Below are 16711 nucleotides of genomic sequence, written 5' to 3' on the forward strand. Positions count from 1 at the left end.
ACATTCCGATACATTATCCCAATTCTAATATAAGAGCCTATGCCGTCCGAGAGTCAAGCGCCATTAACGTTTACTTAACCTTGTTGCCTGCGGGATGGTTAACGCCACCGCTCCCAGGCCTTGCTTTGTGAACGAGAAAATTGCCGTGCCGGAATTCCGGCCAGGTGATTTCCGCAGCTCGGGAATCCAGGCCGGCGGTCGGTGACGGCGTCCCAAAACCTCTCCAATTCAAGGCGTTAGGTTAACCAGTTCTCAAGAAGCATGGTTAACGGACACTTAATTTTGTTGACTCTCCATTAGGGCAAGCTGATTCTGTCGACGGGGATTGATTGGTCGGGCGCTGCTTAGCGGCTGTCCAAACTGGCGGCGGGTAGTTGTATGAGTGTTTCTGCGCGCGCCGGCGTTGTCGGCGGCAAAACGAGGTCGGCTGGCCGGCCGGCGACCGAGCGTGCCGTCGCGGCGCAGAAGGGTCCTTTCCTGGTCCCTGTCCTGTCTCGCGTCCAGCAACGGATCCTGCGGCTCGGCCTGGCTTTCTGGTTTCTCAGCCTCGGCTTTTTCTGGATCTGGTGGCTGCAGCCGGACCATATCGAACACATCGGGCCATTTACCTTTGCGACGCTCGTGCTGGGCTGGCTGACCTTGATGCCGATGTACTTCCTCCTCAACGTGTACGCATCGAGAAAACCATCCAAGCTCTACAGCATCCCGAAGCGTTCGCGGGTCGCCATGGTGGTGACCAAGGCCCCGTCCGAGCCCTTCGCCGTGGTCGCGCGCACGCTGGAAGCGATGCTTGCGCAGGACTATCCGCATGACACCTGGCTGGCCGACGAGGACCCCTCCGAGGAGACGGTCGCCTGGTGCGACGCCCGCGGCGTGATGATTTCGACGCGACGCGGCAGGCAAGACTACCACCGCAAGACATGGCCGCGCCGGACTCGCTGCAAGGAAGGCAATCTGGCGTTCTTCTACGACCACTATGGCTATGAGCGTTACGACTTCGTCGCCCAGATGGACGCCGACCATGTGCCGACGCCGACCTATCTCAGGGAGATCCTCTATCCCTTCGCCGATCCGGCGGTCGGCTACGTCTCGGCGCCCAGCATCTGCGACAACAATGCCGACAAAAGCTGGGCGGCGCGCGGCCGGCTGTTTCCGGAAGGGATGTTCCACGGCCCCTTGCAGTCCGGCCATACCGGCGGCGGGGCGCCGCTCTGCATCGGCTCGCACTATGCGGTGCGGACCAAGGCGCTGAAGCAGGCGGGCGGTCTCGGTCCGGAACTGGCCGAGGATCACTCCACCTCGATGCTGATCAACGCGGCCGGATGGCGCGGCGTGCACGCGCTCGACGCCATCGCGCATGGCGACGGGCCGCAGACCTTCGCCGACCTCGTCACCCAGGAATTCCAGTGGTCGCGCAGCCTGATGACGATCCTGCTCGAATACTCGCCGAGCTACCTGCACAAGCTGTCGCCGCGGCTGAGGTTCCAGTTCCTGTTTTGCCAGCTCTGGTATCCGCTGTTCGCCGTCTTTGCGTTGCTGATGTACGTCATGCCGATGTACGCGCTGTCCACCGGGCGCAACTTCGCCAACGTCATGTATCTCGACTTCCTGTTCTACTATGTGCCGAATGCGGTCGCCCTGGTCGGCCTGGTGATGATGCTGAAGGCGTTCGGCGTGTCGCGTCCGATCACGGCCAAGACGATCAGTTGGGAAGGCACGCTGTTCCTGTTCTTCGCGCGCTGGCCGTGGGTGCTGGCCGGCACGCTGTCGTCGCTGCGCGACTATCTGACCAAGTCGTTCGTGGATTTCCGCGTCACGCCCAAGGGCAACGGTCCCAAGCATCTTCTGCCGGTCCGTGTCTTTGTTCCCTACGTGGCGCTGGCGATCGGCGCGGCGCTGCCCGTCCTGCTCGTCGACCACCCCTTCGATGCCACCGGCTTCTATTGGTTCGCCGCCTTCAACGCCTTCCTCTACGGGCTTCTGGTGGTGGTCATCGTCGTCAGGCACGTCATCGAGAACAAGATCCCGTTGCGCGCCAATGCCGCCAAATTTGCCTTGCAGGCGTCGCTCGCCGTGCTGGCCCTGACCGTGCCGGCCGTGGGCTTTTACGATCGTGGCCTGGAAGGTGTCTACGGGCTGCAGCAGGGCGCCGGCAGCCTGCGCATCGTCAGGGTGGCCTATCCGGTTTCCGGCGCCGGCCAGGGCAACATCGGAACCCGCAATTTCTACCTCGATCCGGGCTGGGAAACGCTGCGCTGAGCGTGGCCTAGATCCGGCAACAGCAGCTTCGATCCTGCCAGCCTGAGCACCGGCCGCCGTTCGCGGCCGGCACGATGCGTCGTCTGTCGACGTGTCGCATGACGAGGGGTCGCTCCGCCCGCATCTCGATCCGACCGATTGAATTTTCCATCATATCCGAACGAACGGCGAAAGACTGTGTTCATCATGCTGTTTGCACGAATTTTAACAAGTCTCCCCTAATATGCGGGCACGATGCGAGTGGCAAATGGCCATTTCGCGAGGCGCGGAAAACAACGAATACAAAGTATGTCCGCCGCGCACCACCGAGTTAACTTCCGGGGCAGGGGACAGGCGATGAACAAGTTTATGGAAAGTCTGGCCAATACGGGCAGAAAATATACCTATGCTTTTGCTGCCATCGCGTTGGTCACGATGGTGTCAGGCTGCCAGACCACGGACACGACCAAGACCGGCTCGATCAGCGGGCGGACCGTGGACCAAGGGTTCGGCAAAAAGATCGATAGCGTCAAGAAGGTCCATCCCGTCAAGAAGAAGGTCCTTTACCGCAAGCCGGTGACGCGGATGACCAGCGTGACGCGCACGAGCGAACGGGCCTATGCGGCCTTTGTCCGGCCGCAGCGCATCGGCAAGCCGAAAGCGCTGAAGGCTTCCTACAGTCTGGGCAGCAGCGGCCCGCTCCTGGGCCGCTCACCCTGGATCTGTGGCCCGAGCGGCTTCGGCCAGCGCTCGAGCTGCCGTTCACGTTACTGATCTTCAGCCGGGGGCGCGAGCCGGGGGCAAGAGGTTGGCGCAGGCTCTGCCCGCTACCTCTTGCCCTCCGGCCGCCATTCCTGGCGATACCAGTCGACGAATTTCCGCAAACCTTCCTCGACCGACACCTTCGGCTTGAAGCCGAAATCCCGCTCCAGCGCGCTGGTGTCGGCATAGGTCTTTTCAACCTCGCCGGCCTGCATGGGCTCGTTGTGGCGTATCGCCTTGACGCCGAGCAGGCTTTCCAGCGTGTCGATGAAGCGACCGAGATGGACCGGCTGGCTGTTGCCGATATTGTAGAGGGCGTGCCTGGGGCCGCCATTGGCGTGCCCAGCGCCGTCTGTCGGCGGCTTGTCGAGCACGGCGACGACGCCGTCGACGATGTCGTCGATGAAGGTGAAGTCGCGCCACATCTCGCCGTTGTTGAAGACGCGGATCGGTTTGCCCGCAAGCATCGCCTCGGTGAAGATCCAACTCGCCATGTCGGGCCGACCCCACGGGCCGTAGACGGTGAAAAAGCGCAGGCCGGTCTGCGGCAGGCCGAACAGATGCGAATAGGTCGAGCTCATCAGCTCGTCGGCCTTCTTGGTGGCGGCGTAGATCGACACCGGGTCGTCGACGCGGTCACTCTCCGAAAACGGCACCTTGGTGTTGCCGCCATAGACCGAGCTCGACGACGCATAGACGAGGTGCTCGATATCAGGTGATGCCCGGCAGAGCTCGAGAATTTCCAGATGGCCGGCGATGTTGGCGTGGATATAGGCGCGCGGATTTTCGAGCGAATAGCGCACGCCCGCTTGCGCCGCCAGATGCACGATCTTGCGGACCGGCCGCTTGCCCAGCACCGCGGCCAGGGCGCCCGGTTCGGCAATGTCCAGCTCGTGGAACGAAAATCCCGGCCTGCCGGCAAGCCGGGCGAGCCTCGCCACCTTCAGCGCCGGATCGTAATAGGCGTTCATGTTGTCGACGCCGACGACCTCGTCGCCGCGGTCCAGAAGCCGCTGGCAGACATGACTGCCGATGAAGCCCGCGGCACCGGTCACAACTATGGACATAGAACCCCCCAGAGAGCTTTGCGATCAGGTCACCGGCTGGGGCGATACCAGCCGTCGCCTTCATTTTCACCGGGCGCCGGTTGCGGACGCGCGATATAGGCCGATGACCCGTTCGCCTCGTGATAGACGCGCGCCAGCATTTCCGCCAGCACGCCCGACGTCACCATTTGCACCCCGGCGATGAGCAGGAAGAAGCCGGTGAACAGCATCGGGCGGGTTCCGATGTCCTGGCCGAAAAACAGCTTCAGACCGAACAGATAGGCAAGGATCAGCGAGCCCAGCGCGCCCAGCACGATGCCGATGCCGCCGAAGAAATGCCCGGGCCGGGTGCGATAGCGCATGAAGAAATACATGAAGACCAGATCGAGCACGACCCTGAAGGTGCGCGAAATGCCGTATTTGGACTGGCCGTGGATGCGGGCGTGGTGCGTCACCACTTCCTGCGCGATGCGCCGCGGCGTCGTCACCGTGGCGAGCCAGGCCGGGATGAAGCGGTGCATCTCGCCATAGAGCTTGACGCTGCGGATGACGTTGCCGCGATAGACCTTGAGGCTGCAGCCATAGTCCTTGAGACGCACGCCGGTGACGCGCGCGATCAGCGAGTTGGCGATGCGCGAAGGCAGCCTGCGCATCAAAAGCCCTTCCTGGCGATCCTTGCGCCAGCCGACCACCAGGTCGAGGTCCTCGGTCAGCAGCCGGTAGACCATGCGCGGGATGTCGAAGGGGTCATTCTGCAGGTCGCCGTCGATCGTGGCGATGACGTCGCCGCGCGCCGCGTCCATGCCGGCCTGCATCGCCGCCGTCTGCTTGTAGTTGCGCATCAGCTCGACCGGGTGCACATGCGGGCCGTAATGCGCCGCCAGGCGCCTGATCTCGCTCACCGTCGCGTCGGTGCTGCCGTCGTCGACCAGCACGACCTCCCACGGCCGGTCGTAATGTTCCATCGCCTGGTGTATCCGCGCCAGCAGCGGCTCGACGTTTTCGGCCTCGTTGTACATGGGAACGACGATCGACAGCGTGTGCTCCGGCATGACCGCGCCCTCGGGCAGTCCCGAAGCAGGGATGGGCAATAGGTTCATGGCGATGACTTCCTTGCAGAGCCGACGGCTCCCGGCACGGTCGATTTCGAGGGAAACAGCCAGGCGATCGCGCCCGTCGCGATGGCCGAGCAGAAGATGAACAGATGCAGTGCCAGCGCTGCCTGCAGGCCACTCTTGATGGCAATGCCGGAATAGAGCAGCGCAGCCGCCGCTCCCGCCTCATAGGTGCCGAAACCGGCGACGCCTTGGACTGGCAGAATGGCTGCGGCCTCGGCGCCGACGGCCCCGGGAAAGGCGGTCTGGAGAGACGTGCCCAGCAGCATGGCCAACAGCCAACCCTGCACGGCAAGCTTCAGCGCCCAGTTGGCGACCGTCCACCACCAGCCGTAGCGCGACCGTCCAGTCGCCTCGGTGAAAATGTCGCGCAGCATGCCGAACTTCGCAACGATCCTGCCGCGCGCCGCCCAGTCATGCGGCGCGCGCGCCCATCGCGGCAGATACCAGGCGGCCGCGATCAGCGCCGCGATCCCCGCCGCCCTCAGCGCGGGATAGAGGCCCGGCCACACCAGGCAGGCGAGCACGCCAACGACGAAGGCGTCCTGCAGCCTGAACCACAGCAGCGAGGCGCTGGCGCGCATGAGCGGTATGCCGAAGACCTGCCGCAACAGCAGCGGAAAGGCGGTCTCGCCGCCGCGGAAGGGCACGACATTGATCATCGCATTGTGGATCAGGATGACGCGCAGGCAGGCGCCGAAACGGCCGTTCACCTCGTCGCGGAACTCGTCGCAGACGCGCAGCGCCCGCAGCACATAGGTGACGAACAGCGCCAGCGCGACAGCCGCGAATGCGCCGGGTGTGATACTGGCGAAGGCATCGCCGACCATCTTCCAGCGCGAGTCGCTGGCGAGCCAGGCCAGCAGCGCCAGCGTCACGACAATCGAGACTATTCTTTTCAACCAATTCTCCGCCGCTTGCGCGGGCCTATTGTGCTCGGCGGCGCCGGACCCATTGTTTTGCTGCACCCGTACCCCGCACTGCTCGTTTGTTGAGTGCGCGGGCAGATCCGCGGAAGCAGCCATGAGCCTCGACGTTTTCGGCCGCGTTGAAGTGTGGCGGTCTTATAGATCACCAGACTGCGCGAATCCACCAACTTGGTCGTCGACGGATATGGGTCATGCCGACGGGGCGTCGGCAGTATAGGCATGCACCGCAAATCCTTGATTTTGCAGTCTGTCACGAGAGCTCGCCACATCCGCAACCGGCCTTCCGGAAAGGTTGACATCGTTCTTCGCGCGACGATTAATAGCGTGCAGGTAGTATCGGCAGTGCCTTGCAATCCCCGGGCTCTTCCAGGAAATATTCGGCCAACCCCGCACCATTGAGAAGCGAATACCGAAATGCGATCGCTGGCCATGACAACCAAAAGGGGATCTGGGGCGCAACCTCGTCGCCTTGCCGCATCCCTTGCGCCCCTCCTGGCCATCTGCTGTCAGATTGCGCTTCTCGGAACCGCGAATGCGGCAGCCAAGGACAAAGCGCCTACGGAGGCAGATGCCTCGGCCACTGTTCCGTCCGCCTATGAGCTGCAAGTTCTTTACCAGGACCGCACCTGGATCTGGAAGAACGGCGCGGCCTACTTCGCCAAGGACAACAGGCGTCTTCAGGCCTGGACGTCCGGACAGGACCAGGCTTCCATCGCCGAAGGCAGGTGGCTGGTCACCAAAACCGGCAAGATGTGCATGGAGGTCGCCTGGCGGTCCAAGACTTATACCGCCAAGGTGGGCCGCACCTGCTACAGCCACCGCATCAACGGCGGCAACATCGAGCAACGCAAGGACCCGGATGGGGATTGGTACAGCTTCAAGCACTCTCCGGAAGATGCGGCCGACGAGTACAAGAAATTCGAGTCAGGCGACACCAAGGGCGCGCAGTTCGAAGAGACCCGCAAACTGGTCGATTCCAAGAGCTAGCCCCGGCAGGAACAAGGCATTGGATCAAGCAGGCTCGCTGAGCCTAAAGCCCTCACTCCAGCCCAGCGAGCCCACGCCCCGACAAGCTACAAACAGGGGCGACAACCAGCCTTGCGGGCTGGTATTTCCGACCGGCGCATTTCACGTGCCATGCGGCCCACAAGGCCGTGGCAAGCACCGGGAAAAACCATTGCAGTGACATCATTGGACTGCCTCCAGCCCGAAGAAGGGCGCGGCCGTCCTGACGATCGTGTCGATGTCGGAAAGTTCCGGCACAAAGCCCAGATGTACGCGTGCGTTGACCGGGTCGGCATAGAGCTCGGCCGGATCGCCGGGGCGTCTGGTCCTGTAGACGGCCGGAACCGATTTCGAGGTCATGCGGCTGACCGCCTGCAGGATCTCCTTGATCGACACGCCCCGGCCGGTGCCGAGATTGACCGACAGGTTTTCGCCGCCGGCCTCGAGATGCATCAGCGCCTTGAGATGGGCGCGGGCGAGATCGCTGACATGGATGTAGTCGCGCACGCAGGTGCCGTCCGACGTGTCGTAGTCTGTGCCGAAGACCTCGATCTCGTCGATCATCCCGGATGCGGCCATCAGCACCCTGGGAACGAGATGGGTCTCGGGCGTGTGCCACTCGCCGAGTTCGCCGTCGGGGTCTGCGCCGCAGGCGTTGAAATAGCGCAGGATCGCGTATTTCATCCCGTAGGCCGCCGCGTAATCGCCGATGATCTGCTCGCCCATCAGCTTGGTCCGGCCGTAGGGGCTGATCGGATTTTGCGACGATGTCTCGCGCACCGGCAATGCTTCGGGCACGCCATAGGTTGCGCAGCTGCTCGAGAAGATGACGTCCGCAATGGAGCCCGCGCGCGCCGCATCGAGCACGGCGATGGTGCCGGCCACATTGGTCGAATAATATTCGGCCGGCTCGCGGACCGACTCGCCGACATAGGCGAGCGCCGCGAAGTGGATGATCGCCTTCGGCCGGTAGGTCGCGATCGCCTCGCGCAGTGCCTCCCCGTCGCGGATATCGCCGACGACGAGCGGGCCCCAGGCGACGGATTTCTCATTGCCGCGGCTGAGATCGTCGTAGACAACGGGCAGGTAGCCGGCAGCCGATAGCAGCTTGCAAGTATGGCTGCCGATGAAGCCGGCCCCACCGGTCACCAATATGGGGCGGCGTGTCATGACATTGCGGCCTCTTTGACCGGCCGGCTGCCGTAGAGCAGGGCGTCGAAATACTCCACCGTGTGCGCCAGGCCCTGGCTCAGGCTGACCTGCGGCTCCCAGCCGAGATGCTGCCTGGCGAAGGAAATGTCGGGCTTGCGCTGCCTGGGATCGTCGACCGGCAGTGGCCGGTGCACGATCCTCGAGCGGGAATTCGTGTAGTCGATGACCAGCCTGGCCAGCTCCATGACGGTGAATTCGACCGGATTGCCGAGATTGACCGGATGCGCGGGCGCACTGGGGGCATTCATCAGCCGGATGAAGCCTTCGATCAGATCGTCCGCATAGCAGAACGATCGCGTCTGCAGGCCGCTCCCGTAGACGGTCAGGTCCTCGCCGCGCAATGCCTGGACGATGAAGTTCGACACCACGCGGCCGTCGTCGGGCTGCATGCGGCGGCCATAGGTGTTGAAGATGCGCGCGACGCGCACATCGATGCCGTAGGTTCGCGAATAGTCGAAGAACAGGGTCTCGGCCGAGCGCTTGCCTTCGTCGTAGCAGGATCGCGGGCCGTGCGTGTTGACGTTGCCGAAATAGCCCTCGGGCTGCGGATGCACCAGCGGGTCGCCATAGACCTCGGAGGTGGAAGCCTGGAATATCTTGGCGTTGTGTCGCCGGGCGAGCTCCAGGAGGTTCAGCGAGCCGAGCACGCTCGTCTTGAACGTGTGGATCGGGTCTGCCTGGTAATGGGGCGGCGAAGCCGGGCAGGCGAGGTTGTAGATTTCGTCGACCGGGAGGTCGAGCGGCAGCGTATCGATGATGTCATGCTCGATGCACAGGAAGCCCGGATCGCGCTGCAGCACGTTGAGATTGTATCGCTTGCCGGTGTGGAAATTGTCCACCGCGATGACCTCGTAGCCATCGCGCAGCAGCCGCTCGCACAGATGCGAGCCCAGAAATCCTGCGCCTCCGGCGACCAGGGCGCGGCCGCGATTGAAACTGCCGCCCCGTCGGCCGGTTCCCATACTGGGCTTCAGAACCTTGATTACCTTACTCATGGCATCCCCCTTACGCGCCGCAAACGCTACCCCCGAGGCCGGGACAAAGCTTCGCCCGGCCACGTCCCAAGAACGTGGCGAAAACCTCCGCTCGCGCGGAATCGCCATCAGTGATGTGCGTAAATAGTCTGAGGTTGCGGAGATCGTGCCGTACGGCTTATTGGCTGCCGCTCAGCATTCAATACCCCTGAATCGCGACCACGCGTCTGGTTGCCACCATCGCGGATTGCTCGCCCAAATTGCACACCCAACGCATATAAAAATATACCTGTGGACAAACTAGTCAACTAAATTAGAGATTCATTAACCGTATTCGTTGGTGAGTGGTTAATCATGGGCAGCGCGAGCGTCTCTCCCTCGCTGCAAGCATCGCATGGGCAGGAACCTGGAAGGCGGAAGTGGTTCGTGCCCATTTGCCAGGCTTGCAAAAGAGCGCCCGAAATTCGCAGGGGGAAGTCAAGGTTTGGCGACTCCCGCGCCTGGAAGAGTTTCCAGACACACGCCCGGCGGCCCGCGATCTGCTTGGGTAATGATAAAATTTTAAATATTCTCGGCCGGGGTCTGGCTCTGGACCCTCATGAAGCAATGCGATTGCTGCCCGAAACCGCTCGGGCTGCAAATATGCGCGGCGGCTCCGAGGTAGGGGTTCATGCGCACTTTGCTGATCGGGCGAGCGACGGGTCTGTTTTGAATTTTAGGATATGGCTTCACGCTGACCAGAGCTGCGCTTCCGGTCTGGGATGAGTTGAACGAAAACAATCCGCCCGACATAAAGTATTGGCATCCCGATGTCGCCAGAAGACTGCCCAGAACGAGCGCCCTGTACACAAATCCATTTATGCTATTGAAATTCGACATGCTTTGGCGGCGTTTGTGCTGCCCGTGGACTTTGCGCATCAAATATCCCCTCATCAAAATCGCATGCGGGGCCATACCCGAATCACAGGGCAGGCGCTGATACACCCCATTATGCCGAGGCGCCTTATTTTAGCGATAGCTGTTTAGCCGCAATGCAACGTTTGCGCGACTTTTTTGCGCGACCCGGCCGCCACAAAAACAGGCATGGCCCGCCGTTGGTGGACCATGCCTGACGTCTCCTGGTGACGGCGATCTTCACCGCCAGCGGGGTTCATTCCCCGCCCATTTCCTTCTTGAACGTCTCGAAATCGACCTGCATGCCGTTGAAGACAGTGCTCCAGTGGCGGGTCAGCGCGGCCATGGCCACGGCTTCCTGGATTTCCTCGTCGGTGGCGCCGGCGCGCTTGGCGTCCTGCGTGTCCGACCAGATGCAGTAGCTGCACGGGATCTGCGCTGCCACGGCGAGTGAGATCAGCGACTTGACCTTCGGTGGCAGCGCCGCCTTGTCGCTGAGCTGGATGGCCTTGACCTCCGCCCATGCGCCGGGCAGACCGGCTTTCGGGAACTGCTTCACGAAGCTTGGCACGCCGCCCATGGTCGACTGGATGTCCTTGATGGCAGCGTCATAGTCGTCGGCCTGGGCAGGCACCTGGGCGAGCGCAAGGGCGCACGCTGCAGCGGCGAGCAAGGATGCACGGCGGATGAAGGAATGCGCGGATGAAGGAATGCGATAGGCAGACATGGTTTTCTCCTCTGGTGTTTGTTAGCCTTACGATGTAAGGTAATGCGGAAAATTAACCTTACAGTGTAAGTTGTCAAGCGACGCCATGGACTCTTCGATCAAGAAAAAGCGACCACGCGGGCGGCTGTCCCGCGAGATGATCGAGGATGCGGCTTTCGAGGTGATCGAGAGGGAGGGCCTTGCCGGCTTTTCGATGCGCAAGCTGGCGGCCGAACTCGGCTGCGAGGCGATGAGCATCTATCATCACTTCCCCTCGCAGGCGCATCTGCACGAAGCCCTGGTCGACCGGCTGATCGGCTCGCTCGAAATGCCCGACGCCGGTCTGCCCTGGCGGCAACGGATGCACATCGCCATGCACGACTTCCGCCGCATCGGCAGCGAGCACCCGGCCTTCGCGCCGTTCCTCGTCACCTACCGCATGAATTCGCCGACTTGCCTTGCCTGGCTGAGTGGCATCCTCGGCCTGTTCGAGGCCGGAGGCTTCGGTCCCGAACTGAGCGCTCGGCTGTTCCGCACCATCGGCTATTATCTGATGGGCGCGATCCTCGACGAGACCGCCGGCTATGCCAAGGGCCCGTCGGCGGTCACCACCGTCAGCGACGAGCAGCTTGCGCGGGATTTCCCGAATGTTGCTGCCGCCGGCCACTATTTCGGCGCCGCCGAATTCGACCGGACATTCGATCTCGGTCTCGATATGCTGCTCGACGGGATGGAGCGCGCCCTTGGCGGCGCCAATTCGAGGTAGCCGGGCGCATGCGCTTTCTGTTTGTTCTGATCCTGCTCGCCGGAGCCGCCATCGGCGTCGCCTATCCCTGGGCGATGAGCAACTTCTCCGGTCATGAGATCGGCACCTGGCGGGTCTATGAGAAGGGCCGGTTCAGGCCGGTGACAGTGCCGCTAGTCGTCAGCGACGCGCCGGTCAGGGTGCTGGTCGACCTGACCGCCAAGGCCGAGCGCATCGTCTCGCAGCAGCGCACCGTGCTGACGCTGACGGCAGCAACCGGCGGCCGCACGGCGCTCGCCTCGACTTTGCAGTTCAACCATTCCGACAACCCGCGCCAGCCCAGCCCGCAATCGCCGGACAAGATCTTTCGCGACGAGGCGGGCGTGATCGAGACGGTCAGCCCCGGCGCCTATCTGTTCACCGTCGGCCTTGGCGATGCCGAGAACATTCCGATGCGCGCGGTCGACCTCGTGCTGCGCGCCGGCACCGGCGAGATCGACCAAAGGGCGCGGCCGGTCGGCTTCTCGCTGATGGCGGCCGGCCTGATCGGGTTGATACTGGCGATGGTCTTTGGCCGTGGTGGCGGCCGGCCGGAAAACCCGAACTCGCAGCCACCGCCGCCGCGCTGGGGCAGGGGCTCGAAGTGAACTACCGCCATGCCTATCACGCCGGCAACTTCGCCGATGTCGTCAAGCATGTCGTGCTGACGCGGCTGCTTGAGTATCTCAAGCAGAAGGACAAGGCGTTCCGCGTCATCGACACCCATGCCGGCATCGGCCGCTACGATTTGTCGTCGGCCGAAGCTCAGAAAACCGGCGAATGGCAGGGCGGCATCGGCCGGCTGGTCGACGGTGCACTCGGCGCCCCGGCGGCCGCCCTTCTGGCGCCCTATCTGGAAGTGGTTCGCGCGCTCAACCCCGACGGCGGCTTGAAGAAATATCCGGGCTCGCCGCTGATCGCCAGGCATCTGCTGCGCAAGCAGGACCGGCTGACGGCGATCGAACTGCATCCCGACGATGCGAACCGGCTCAAAGCGGTCTTTGCCGGCGACTTCCAGGCGAGGGTAATCGAACTCGACGGCTGGCTGGCGCTCGGCGCGCAACTGCCGCCGAAGGAAAAGCGCGGCCTGGTGCTGATCGACCCGCCATTCGAAGAGGCGGGCGAATTCGACCGTCTGGTCGACGGGCTGGTCAAGGCCCACAAGCGCTGGCCGGGCGGCATCTATGCGTTGTGGTACCCGATCAAGGAGCGCAAGGCGGTCATCGCCTTCAGGAAGGCGCTCAAGCAGACGGGCATCCCCAAGCTGCTCGACATTGAATTCGAGATCAGGCCGGCCTCGTCGGAGCCCAGTCTCGACGGCAGCGGCATGGTGGTGGTCAACCCACCCTTCACGCTTGAGGGCGAGTTGCGCCTCCTGCTGCCGGCCCTGCACAGATTGCTCGCGGTCGGGCGCCCGGCGGACTGGTCGCTGCGGTGGCTGGCGGGGGAGGCGGGGTAAAGGCGACAGCAGCATCCGCCTTGCGAACCCACCTCCGGCGGATGGCGAGTTCGAAGCTGGAAACCATCATCATCGCAACCGCTTGACCGCTGACCGGCGATTCCGCACAGTGCGCGCAATCGACCTTGAGAGGCTGTCATGACTCGCTTCGCCAAATCCGCCCTTGCCGCACTGATTTCGCTTTGCACGCCGCTCGCCACCTCGCTCGGCTTCACCCAGGCGGTACATGCCGCCGATCTTTCCGTCTATTCCGACGAGGATAGCGGTGTGTGCGGGCAGGCCTGGGTGTTGAACAAGATCACCAGCCGCTTTTCCTACCAGGTGCACCACGTGCCGCATTTGCCGGATGTCGCCATCACCGATTTCCGCCGCATCCACCAGCACCGCTATCTGCCGGCCAGCGAACAATGGCCGATCGGCCGCCGTTATTGCGGCGCCACGGTCGCCCTGTCGGACGGCCGCGACCGCACCATCTGGTACCTGATCGAGGAAGGGCAAGGCTTTGCCTCGATGGGCGACAATGTCGAATTCTGCGTCGCGGGCTTCGACCGCTGGATGGTCTACAACGGCCGCTGCCGCGTCCTGCGCTGAACGCAGCTTTCCGTTCCAGGACATTTTCGCGCCTGCGGCCAGAAATAGGTCGCAGCGCTTCGGTGTTGCATGTTGCCGGCAGCAGCCCTGTCGCGAAGATCCTGATTTTTCCTTCTATCGCCGGCAGGCAAATCGGCTAGTCTGAACGCCCGAGAGCAACAATCACTTTCGGGAATTTTCATGGATCTTGCGACCCTCTCTGCCTTTGTGGCCGCCTTCTTCGTGTTCGCCGCCAGCCCCGGCCCCGACAATATGACGATCGTCGCCCGCACGATCTCCGGCGGCGCTGCATCGGGCATTGCCTATGGCGCCGGAACGGTGGTCGGCATCCTCCTCTTTCTGATGCTCGCCGCCTTCGGCCTGTCGGTCATCGCCGCCAAGATGGCGGTCGTCATGACAGTGCTTCGCTATGGTGGAGCGGCCTATCTGATCTGGATGGGCGTCAGGCTGTGGACTGCGGTCCCCGTGGTGCCGGAACTGCAGCCCGTTTCGGGCGGGCGCGGGTTGTTGACGATCTTTGCCACGGGCATCGCTCTCAACCTCGGCAATCCCAAGATGCCGCTGTTCTACGTTGCGCTGCTGCCCAACGTTGTCGGCGCGTCGCTCACATCCGGTCATCTCGGCATGCTGATGGTGGTGATCCTGGCTGTCGAGGCGGTGGTGATCGGCGCTGGCGTCGCCGTGGTCGCCACGCGCTGAGAGCATGATCCCGAGTTGGGCAACATCTCATGATCTTTGCGGCTGGCAATCCTAGGGCGTGACTTCCCCATCTTACCGCGGCGCGGTTCTGTGCTGTCCGGACAGGTAAGCGCAGATCAGCTCAACGAGCTGCTTCTGCAATTCCGGCGCCTCCAGCATGCCGCGTCGCGCCGCATTGTGGATCACGCCCTCGACCGCGGAGGAAAGCACGCGCGCCACGGTCTCGGTGTCTTTCGTGCGTCTGCGATACTGCGCCACGGCAGCCGCGTAGTGTTCGAGATAGCGCGACTGGAACGCGGCATGCGCGGCCCTTGAGCCGCGATCGCCGGGCGCTTCGTCGAGCAGCACCTGGTGCAGCGTCGGATGGATGCTGTGCGCCGCGATCATGCCGCGCGTGAGTTCGCGCGCGAATTGCCGGAGCGGTTTCTCGTCGGCTGCCGCATCGCTGATAACCGCGAGGACCTGATCGAAGTGCTGGCGCCGGATCGCCTCGACCAGCGAGAGCTTGTCGGGGAAATACTGGTAGAGCGAGCCGATGCTGGCGCCCGCCGTCTCGGCCACTTTGTTGGTGGTGAATCCGGCCCATCCGAGATCGCTCAGAACGCGAGCACCCGCCTCGATGATCGCCTCGACGGTTGCCCTGGAACGCGCCTGGCTCGGCTCCTTGCGCATGCGCGAGCGCGGCTTTGCAATGCGAGTAGACATGCCTGCTCCATCTTCGCCAGAATATAAACAACATACTCACATTTCCAAACAAGGGATACCGACCATGAGCGCCCTGGCCTTGCTTCGCAGCCTCTTCATCTATCAGGCCTGGGCCAATAATGAGTCGCTGGAGAAACTCGCGAGCCTCGACTCACATGCACACGGCAAGGAGCGCCTCGTCGCGATCCGTCTCCTCAATCACAGCCACGTCGTGTCAAAAATATTCGCGGCGCATCTCACCGGCGCACGTCACGGCTACGCCGCCGACAACACCGAGGATACGCCGTCGCTTGATCGGTTGCGCGCCGATGTCGCGGCATCGGATCGCTGGTATCTGGATTATCTGGAAACCGTCTCGCCGGACCATCTGTCCGAGCCCGTGCCGTTCGTCTTCACCGACGGCGACAAGGGATTGATGTCGCGCCAGGAGATGCTGACCCATGTCATCGTCCATGGCGGCTACCATCGCGGTGAAATCGGGCGCATGCTCTCGCAGATTTCCGTCACGCCGCCATGGGATACGTTCGCCGTTCATCTCCACCAGACCGAGCCTTCGCGCCGGCTGCAGGCGTTGCGTGAGTCGCTAAGCGACTGATCTTGCAAGAGTTTGCGGTCTGGCGATGTCGGCACAAACGAGACTCTGACGTCAGCACTATGATCTCCAGAAAAAGCGAGCTAAAAGCTCACTTCCTGTCAAATGCCGCAAGATGATGCGACGGCGCGCCTGTCGTGTTGCTATCGTCTTCACCCTCCTTCGTCGCACGGGACAAGACGAAGCGAGCGATCCGAAAACTCTTCATGATCTTCGCAACGCGCAGTCGATGTCCGCGGTCGAACCCGCGCGAAAAATCCTGAGCGCGTCGACAAGATCGACCAAGATAGAGCGCGAAGAATTTCCGTCACAGAACTTCGTTGCGAGATCAAAGATGCCTGGCGAAATTCTTCGACGATCAGCACGATCGCATTGTGGTCGTAACCGAAATTTAATCTGATAAAATCACTGTAATGCTTCGCTGGCTAGACACGCGCGAGTCAGATAAGCATGACACGCCGGGTCACTAACGGCCATCGGCAACAACGCAAGGGGCATCGCATGGCTAAGCAGTCATCCAAAGCGCCGGCATCCAAGGCACCGGCAAAGAAAGCACCAGTAAAAGCAGCCGCGGCGAAGGCCGCGACTGCAGTGAAGAAAGCAGCACCCGCTGCCAAGCCGAAGGCGGCAGCGCCCAAGGCAAAGGCAGCACCGGCTAAGAAGCCGGCTGCAAAGGCCGCGGCGAAACCCGCAGTGAAGAAGGCAGCACCGGCCAAGGCCAAGGCTGCACCGGCGAAGAAGGCAGCACCTGCCAAGAAGCCGGCTGCAAAGGCTGCGGCGAAACCTGCGGCGAAGAAAGCAGCACCGGCCAAGGCTCCGGTCAAGGCAGCTGCGGCGAAGTCTTCGGCACCGGTGAAGAAGGCCGCGCCTGCCAAGAAGGCGCCTGCGAAGGCCGCGAAGAAGTAATCGCGTTTCTTCGCGCGCCGGGGACAGTACCGGGACATGAGGGCGGGTGCCTTGGATGCGCCGCGCTCTCCGCACCGGTGTTGAGGCGCACTAA

At 62.7% G+C, this 16711-nt stretch carries 18 protein-coding genes; 10 read left to right on the plus strand and 8 right to left on the minus strand.

The genetic code is table 11. The features are described 5' to 3' along the window. Positions 1-378 precede the first annotated feature (378 nt). Together ACSQ3Z_RS36155 and ACSQ3Z_RS36160 are read left to right on the plus strand one after the other, a co-directional pair. Positions 379-2259, plus strand: coding sequence for a glycosyltransferase family 2 protein (locus ACSQ3Z_RS36155; RefSeq protein ID WP_436175841.1), 1881 nt, complete (start codon positions 379-381; stop codon positions 2257-2259). Positions 2260-2595: 336 nt separating this feature from the next. Further along, complete coding sequence (locus ACSQ3Z_RS36160) at positions 2596-3012, plus strand: hypothetical protein (RefSeq protein ID WP_436175842.1); 417 nt, start codon at positions 2596-2598, stop codon at positions 3010-3012. Between the two features lie 53 nt (positions 3013-3065). Here ACSQ3Z_RS36160 and ACSQ3Z_RS36165 read toward each other — a convergent pair whose 3' ends face one another. From ACSQ3Z_RS36165 to ACSQ3Z_RS36175, 3 genes are read right to left on the minus strand one after another with little or no spacing between them, the layout of a single operon-like run. Further along, positions 3066-4067, minus strand: a complete 1002-nt coding sequence (locus ACSQ3Z_RS36165) for an NAD-dependent epimerase/dehydratase family protein (RefSeq protein WP_436175843.1) — start codon at positions 4065-4067, stop codon at positions 3066-3068. Between the two features lie 29 nt (positions 4068-4096). After that, complete coding sequence (locus tag ACSQ3Z_RS36170) at positions 4097-5146, minus strand: glycosyltransferase family 2 protein (RefSeq protein ID WP_436175844.1); 1050 nt, start codon at positions 5144-5146, stop codon at positions 4097-4099. Then, the gene (locus ACSQ3Z_RS36175; protein WP_436175845.1) at positions 5143-6063 is read right to left on the minus strand and encodes a lysylphosphatidylglycerol synthase domain-containing protein; all 921 of its coding nucleotides are present in this window, start codon (positions 6061-6063) and stop codon (positions 5143-5145) included. The genes ACSQ3Z_RS36170 and ACSQ3Z_RS36175 overlap by 4 nt, the downstream gene beginning before the upstream one ends. 456 nt (positions 6064-6519) lie before the next feature. Between ACSQ3Z_RS36175 and ACSQ3Z_RS36180 the strand changes: the two genes are divergently transcribed. Further along, positions 6520-7077: a DUF995 domain-containing protein gene (locus ACSQ3Z_RS36180; RefSeq protein WP_436175846.1), complete on the plus strand. Its 558-nt coding sequence runs from the start codon at positions 6520-6522 to the stop codon at positions 7075-7077. 201 nt (positions 7078-7278) lie between these two features. On the opposite strand, the gene galE is transcribed toward ACSQ3Z_RS36180, so the two are convergent. From galE to ACSQ3Z_RS36200, 4 genes are all read right to left on the minus strand, one after another. Next, a complete protein-coding gene (gene galE / locus ACSQ3Z_RS36185) occupies positions 7279-8265 on the minus strand; it encodes a UDP-glucose 4-epimerase GalE (RefSeq protein ID WP_436175847.1) in 987 nt (328 codons plus the stop codon). Beyond that, positions 8262-9302, minus strand: a complete 1041-nt coding sequence (locus tag ACSQ3Z_RS36190; RefSeq protein WP_436175848.1) for a UDP-glucuronic acid decarboxylase family protein — start codon at positions 9300-9302, stop codon at positions 8262-8264. The genes galE and ACSQ3Z_RS36190 overlap by 4 nt, the downstream gene beginning before the upstream one ends. A 540-nt stretch (positions 9303-9842) precedes the next feature. After that, entirely contained in the window at positions 9843-10199 is a 357-nt protein-coding gene (locus ACSQ3Z_RS36195) for a hypothetical protein (RefSeq protein WP_436175849.1), read from the minus strand. 232 nt (positions 10200-10431) lie between these two features. Next, positions 10432-10902, minus strand: coding sequence for a carboxymuconolactone decarboxylase family protein (locus ACSQ3Z_RS36200; RefSeq protein WP_436175850.1), 471 nt, complete (start codon positions 10900-10902; stop codon positions 10432-10434). 85 nt (positions 10903-10987) lie between these two features. Here ACSQ3Z_RS36200 and ACSQ3Z_RS36205 point away from each other — a divergent pair, with 85 nt between their 5' ends. From ACSQ3Z_RS36205 to ACSQ3Z_RS36225, 5 genes are all read left to right on the plus strand, one after another. After that, entirely contained in the window at positions 10988-11647 is a 660-nt protein-coding gene (locus ACSQ3Z_RS36205; RefSeq protein ID WP_436175851.1) for a TetR/AcrR family transcriptional regulator, read from the plus strand. Between the two features lie 8 nt (positions 11648-11655). Beyond that, on the plus strand, positions 11656-12273 hold the full coding sequence (locus ACSQ3Z_RS36210) for a hypothetical protein (protein WP_436175852.1): 618 nt from the start codon (positions 11656-11658) through the stop codon (positions 12271-12273). Further along, a complete protein-coding gene (locus tag ACSQ3Z_RS36215; RefSeq protein ID WP_436175853.1) occupies positions 12270-13124 on the plus strand; it encodes a 23S rRNA (adenine(2030)-N(6))-methyltransferase RlmJ in 855 nt (284 codons plus the stop codon). Before ACSQ3Z_RS36210 ends, ACSQ3Z_RS36215 begins: the two co-directional genes overlap by 4 nt. A gap of 138 nt (positions 13125-13262) precedes the next feature. Further along, positions 13263-13715 (plus strand): hypothetical protein, encoded by a 453-nt coding sequence (locus ACSQ3Z_RS36220; RefSeq protein ID WP_436175854.1) that lies wholly within the window; start codon positions 13263-13265, stop codon positions 13713-13715. A 180-nt stretch (positions 13716-13895) separates the two neighbouring features. Continuing rightward, positions 13896-14414, plus strand: a complete 519-nt coding sequence (locus ACSQ3Z_RS36225) for a LysE family translocator (protein WP_436175855.1) — start codon at positions 13896-13898, stop codon at positions 14412-14414. 72 nt (positions 14415-14486) lie between these two features. Here ACSQ3Z_RS36225 and ACSQ3Z_RS36230 read toward each other — a convergent pair whose 3' ends face one another. Continuing rightward, the gene (locus tag ACSQ3Z_RS36230) at positions 14487-15086 is read right to left on the minus strand and encodes a TetR/AcrR family transcriptional regulator (RefSeq protein WP_436175900.1); all 600 of its coding nucleotides are present in this window, start codon (positions 15084-15086) and stop codon (positions 14487-14489) included. Between the two features lie 97 nt (positions 15087-15183). On the opposite strand from ACSQ3Z_RS36230, the gene ACSQ3Z_RS36235 reads away from it, so the two are divergent. Next, complete coding sequence (locus tag ACSQ3Z_RS36235) at positions 15184-15714, plus strand: DinB family protein (protein WP_436175856.1); 531 nt, start codon at positions 15184-15186, stop codon at positions 15712-15714. A 498-nt stretch (positions 15715-16212) separates the two neighbouring features. Continuing rightward, positions 16213-16617, plus strand: a complete 405-nt coding sequence (locus ACSQ3Z_RS36240; RefSeq protein ID WP_050900727.1) for a hypothetical protein — start codon at positions 16213-16215, stop codon at positions 16615-16617. Positions 16618-16711 lie beyond the last annotated feature (94 nt).

Origin of the sequence: Mesorhizobium sp. LjNodule214 (assembly GCF_964252735.1) — a bacterium.
Classification (GTDB): Bacteria; Pseudomonadota; Alphaproteobacteria; order Rhizobiales; family Rhizobiaceae; genus Mesorhizobium.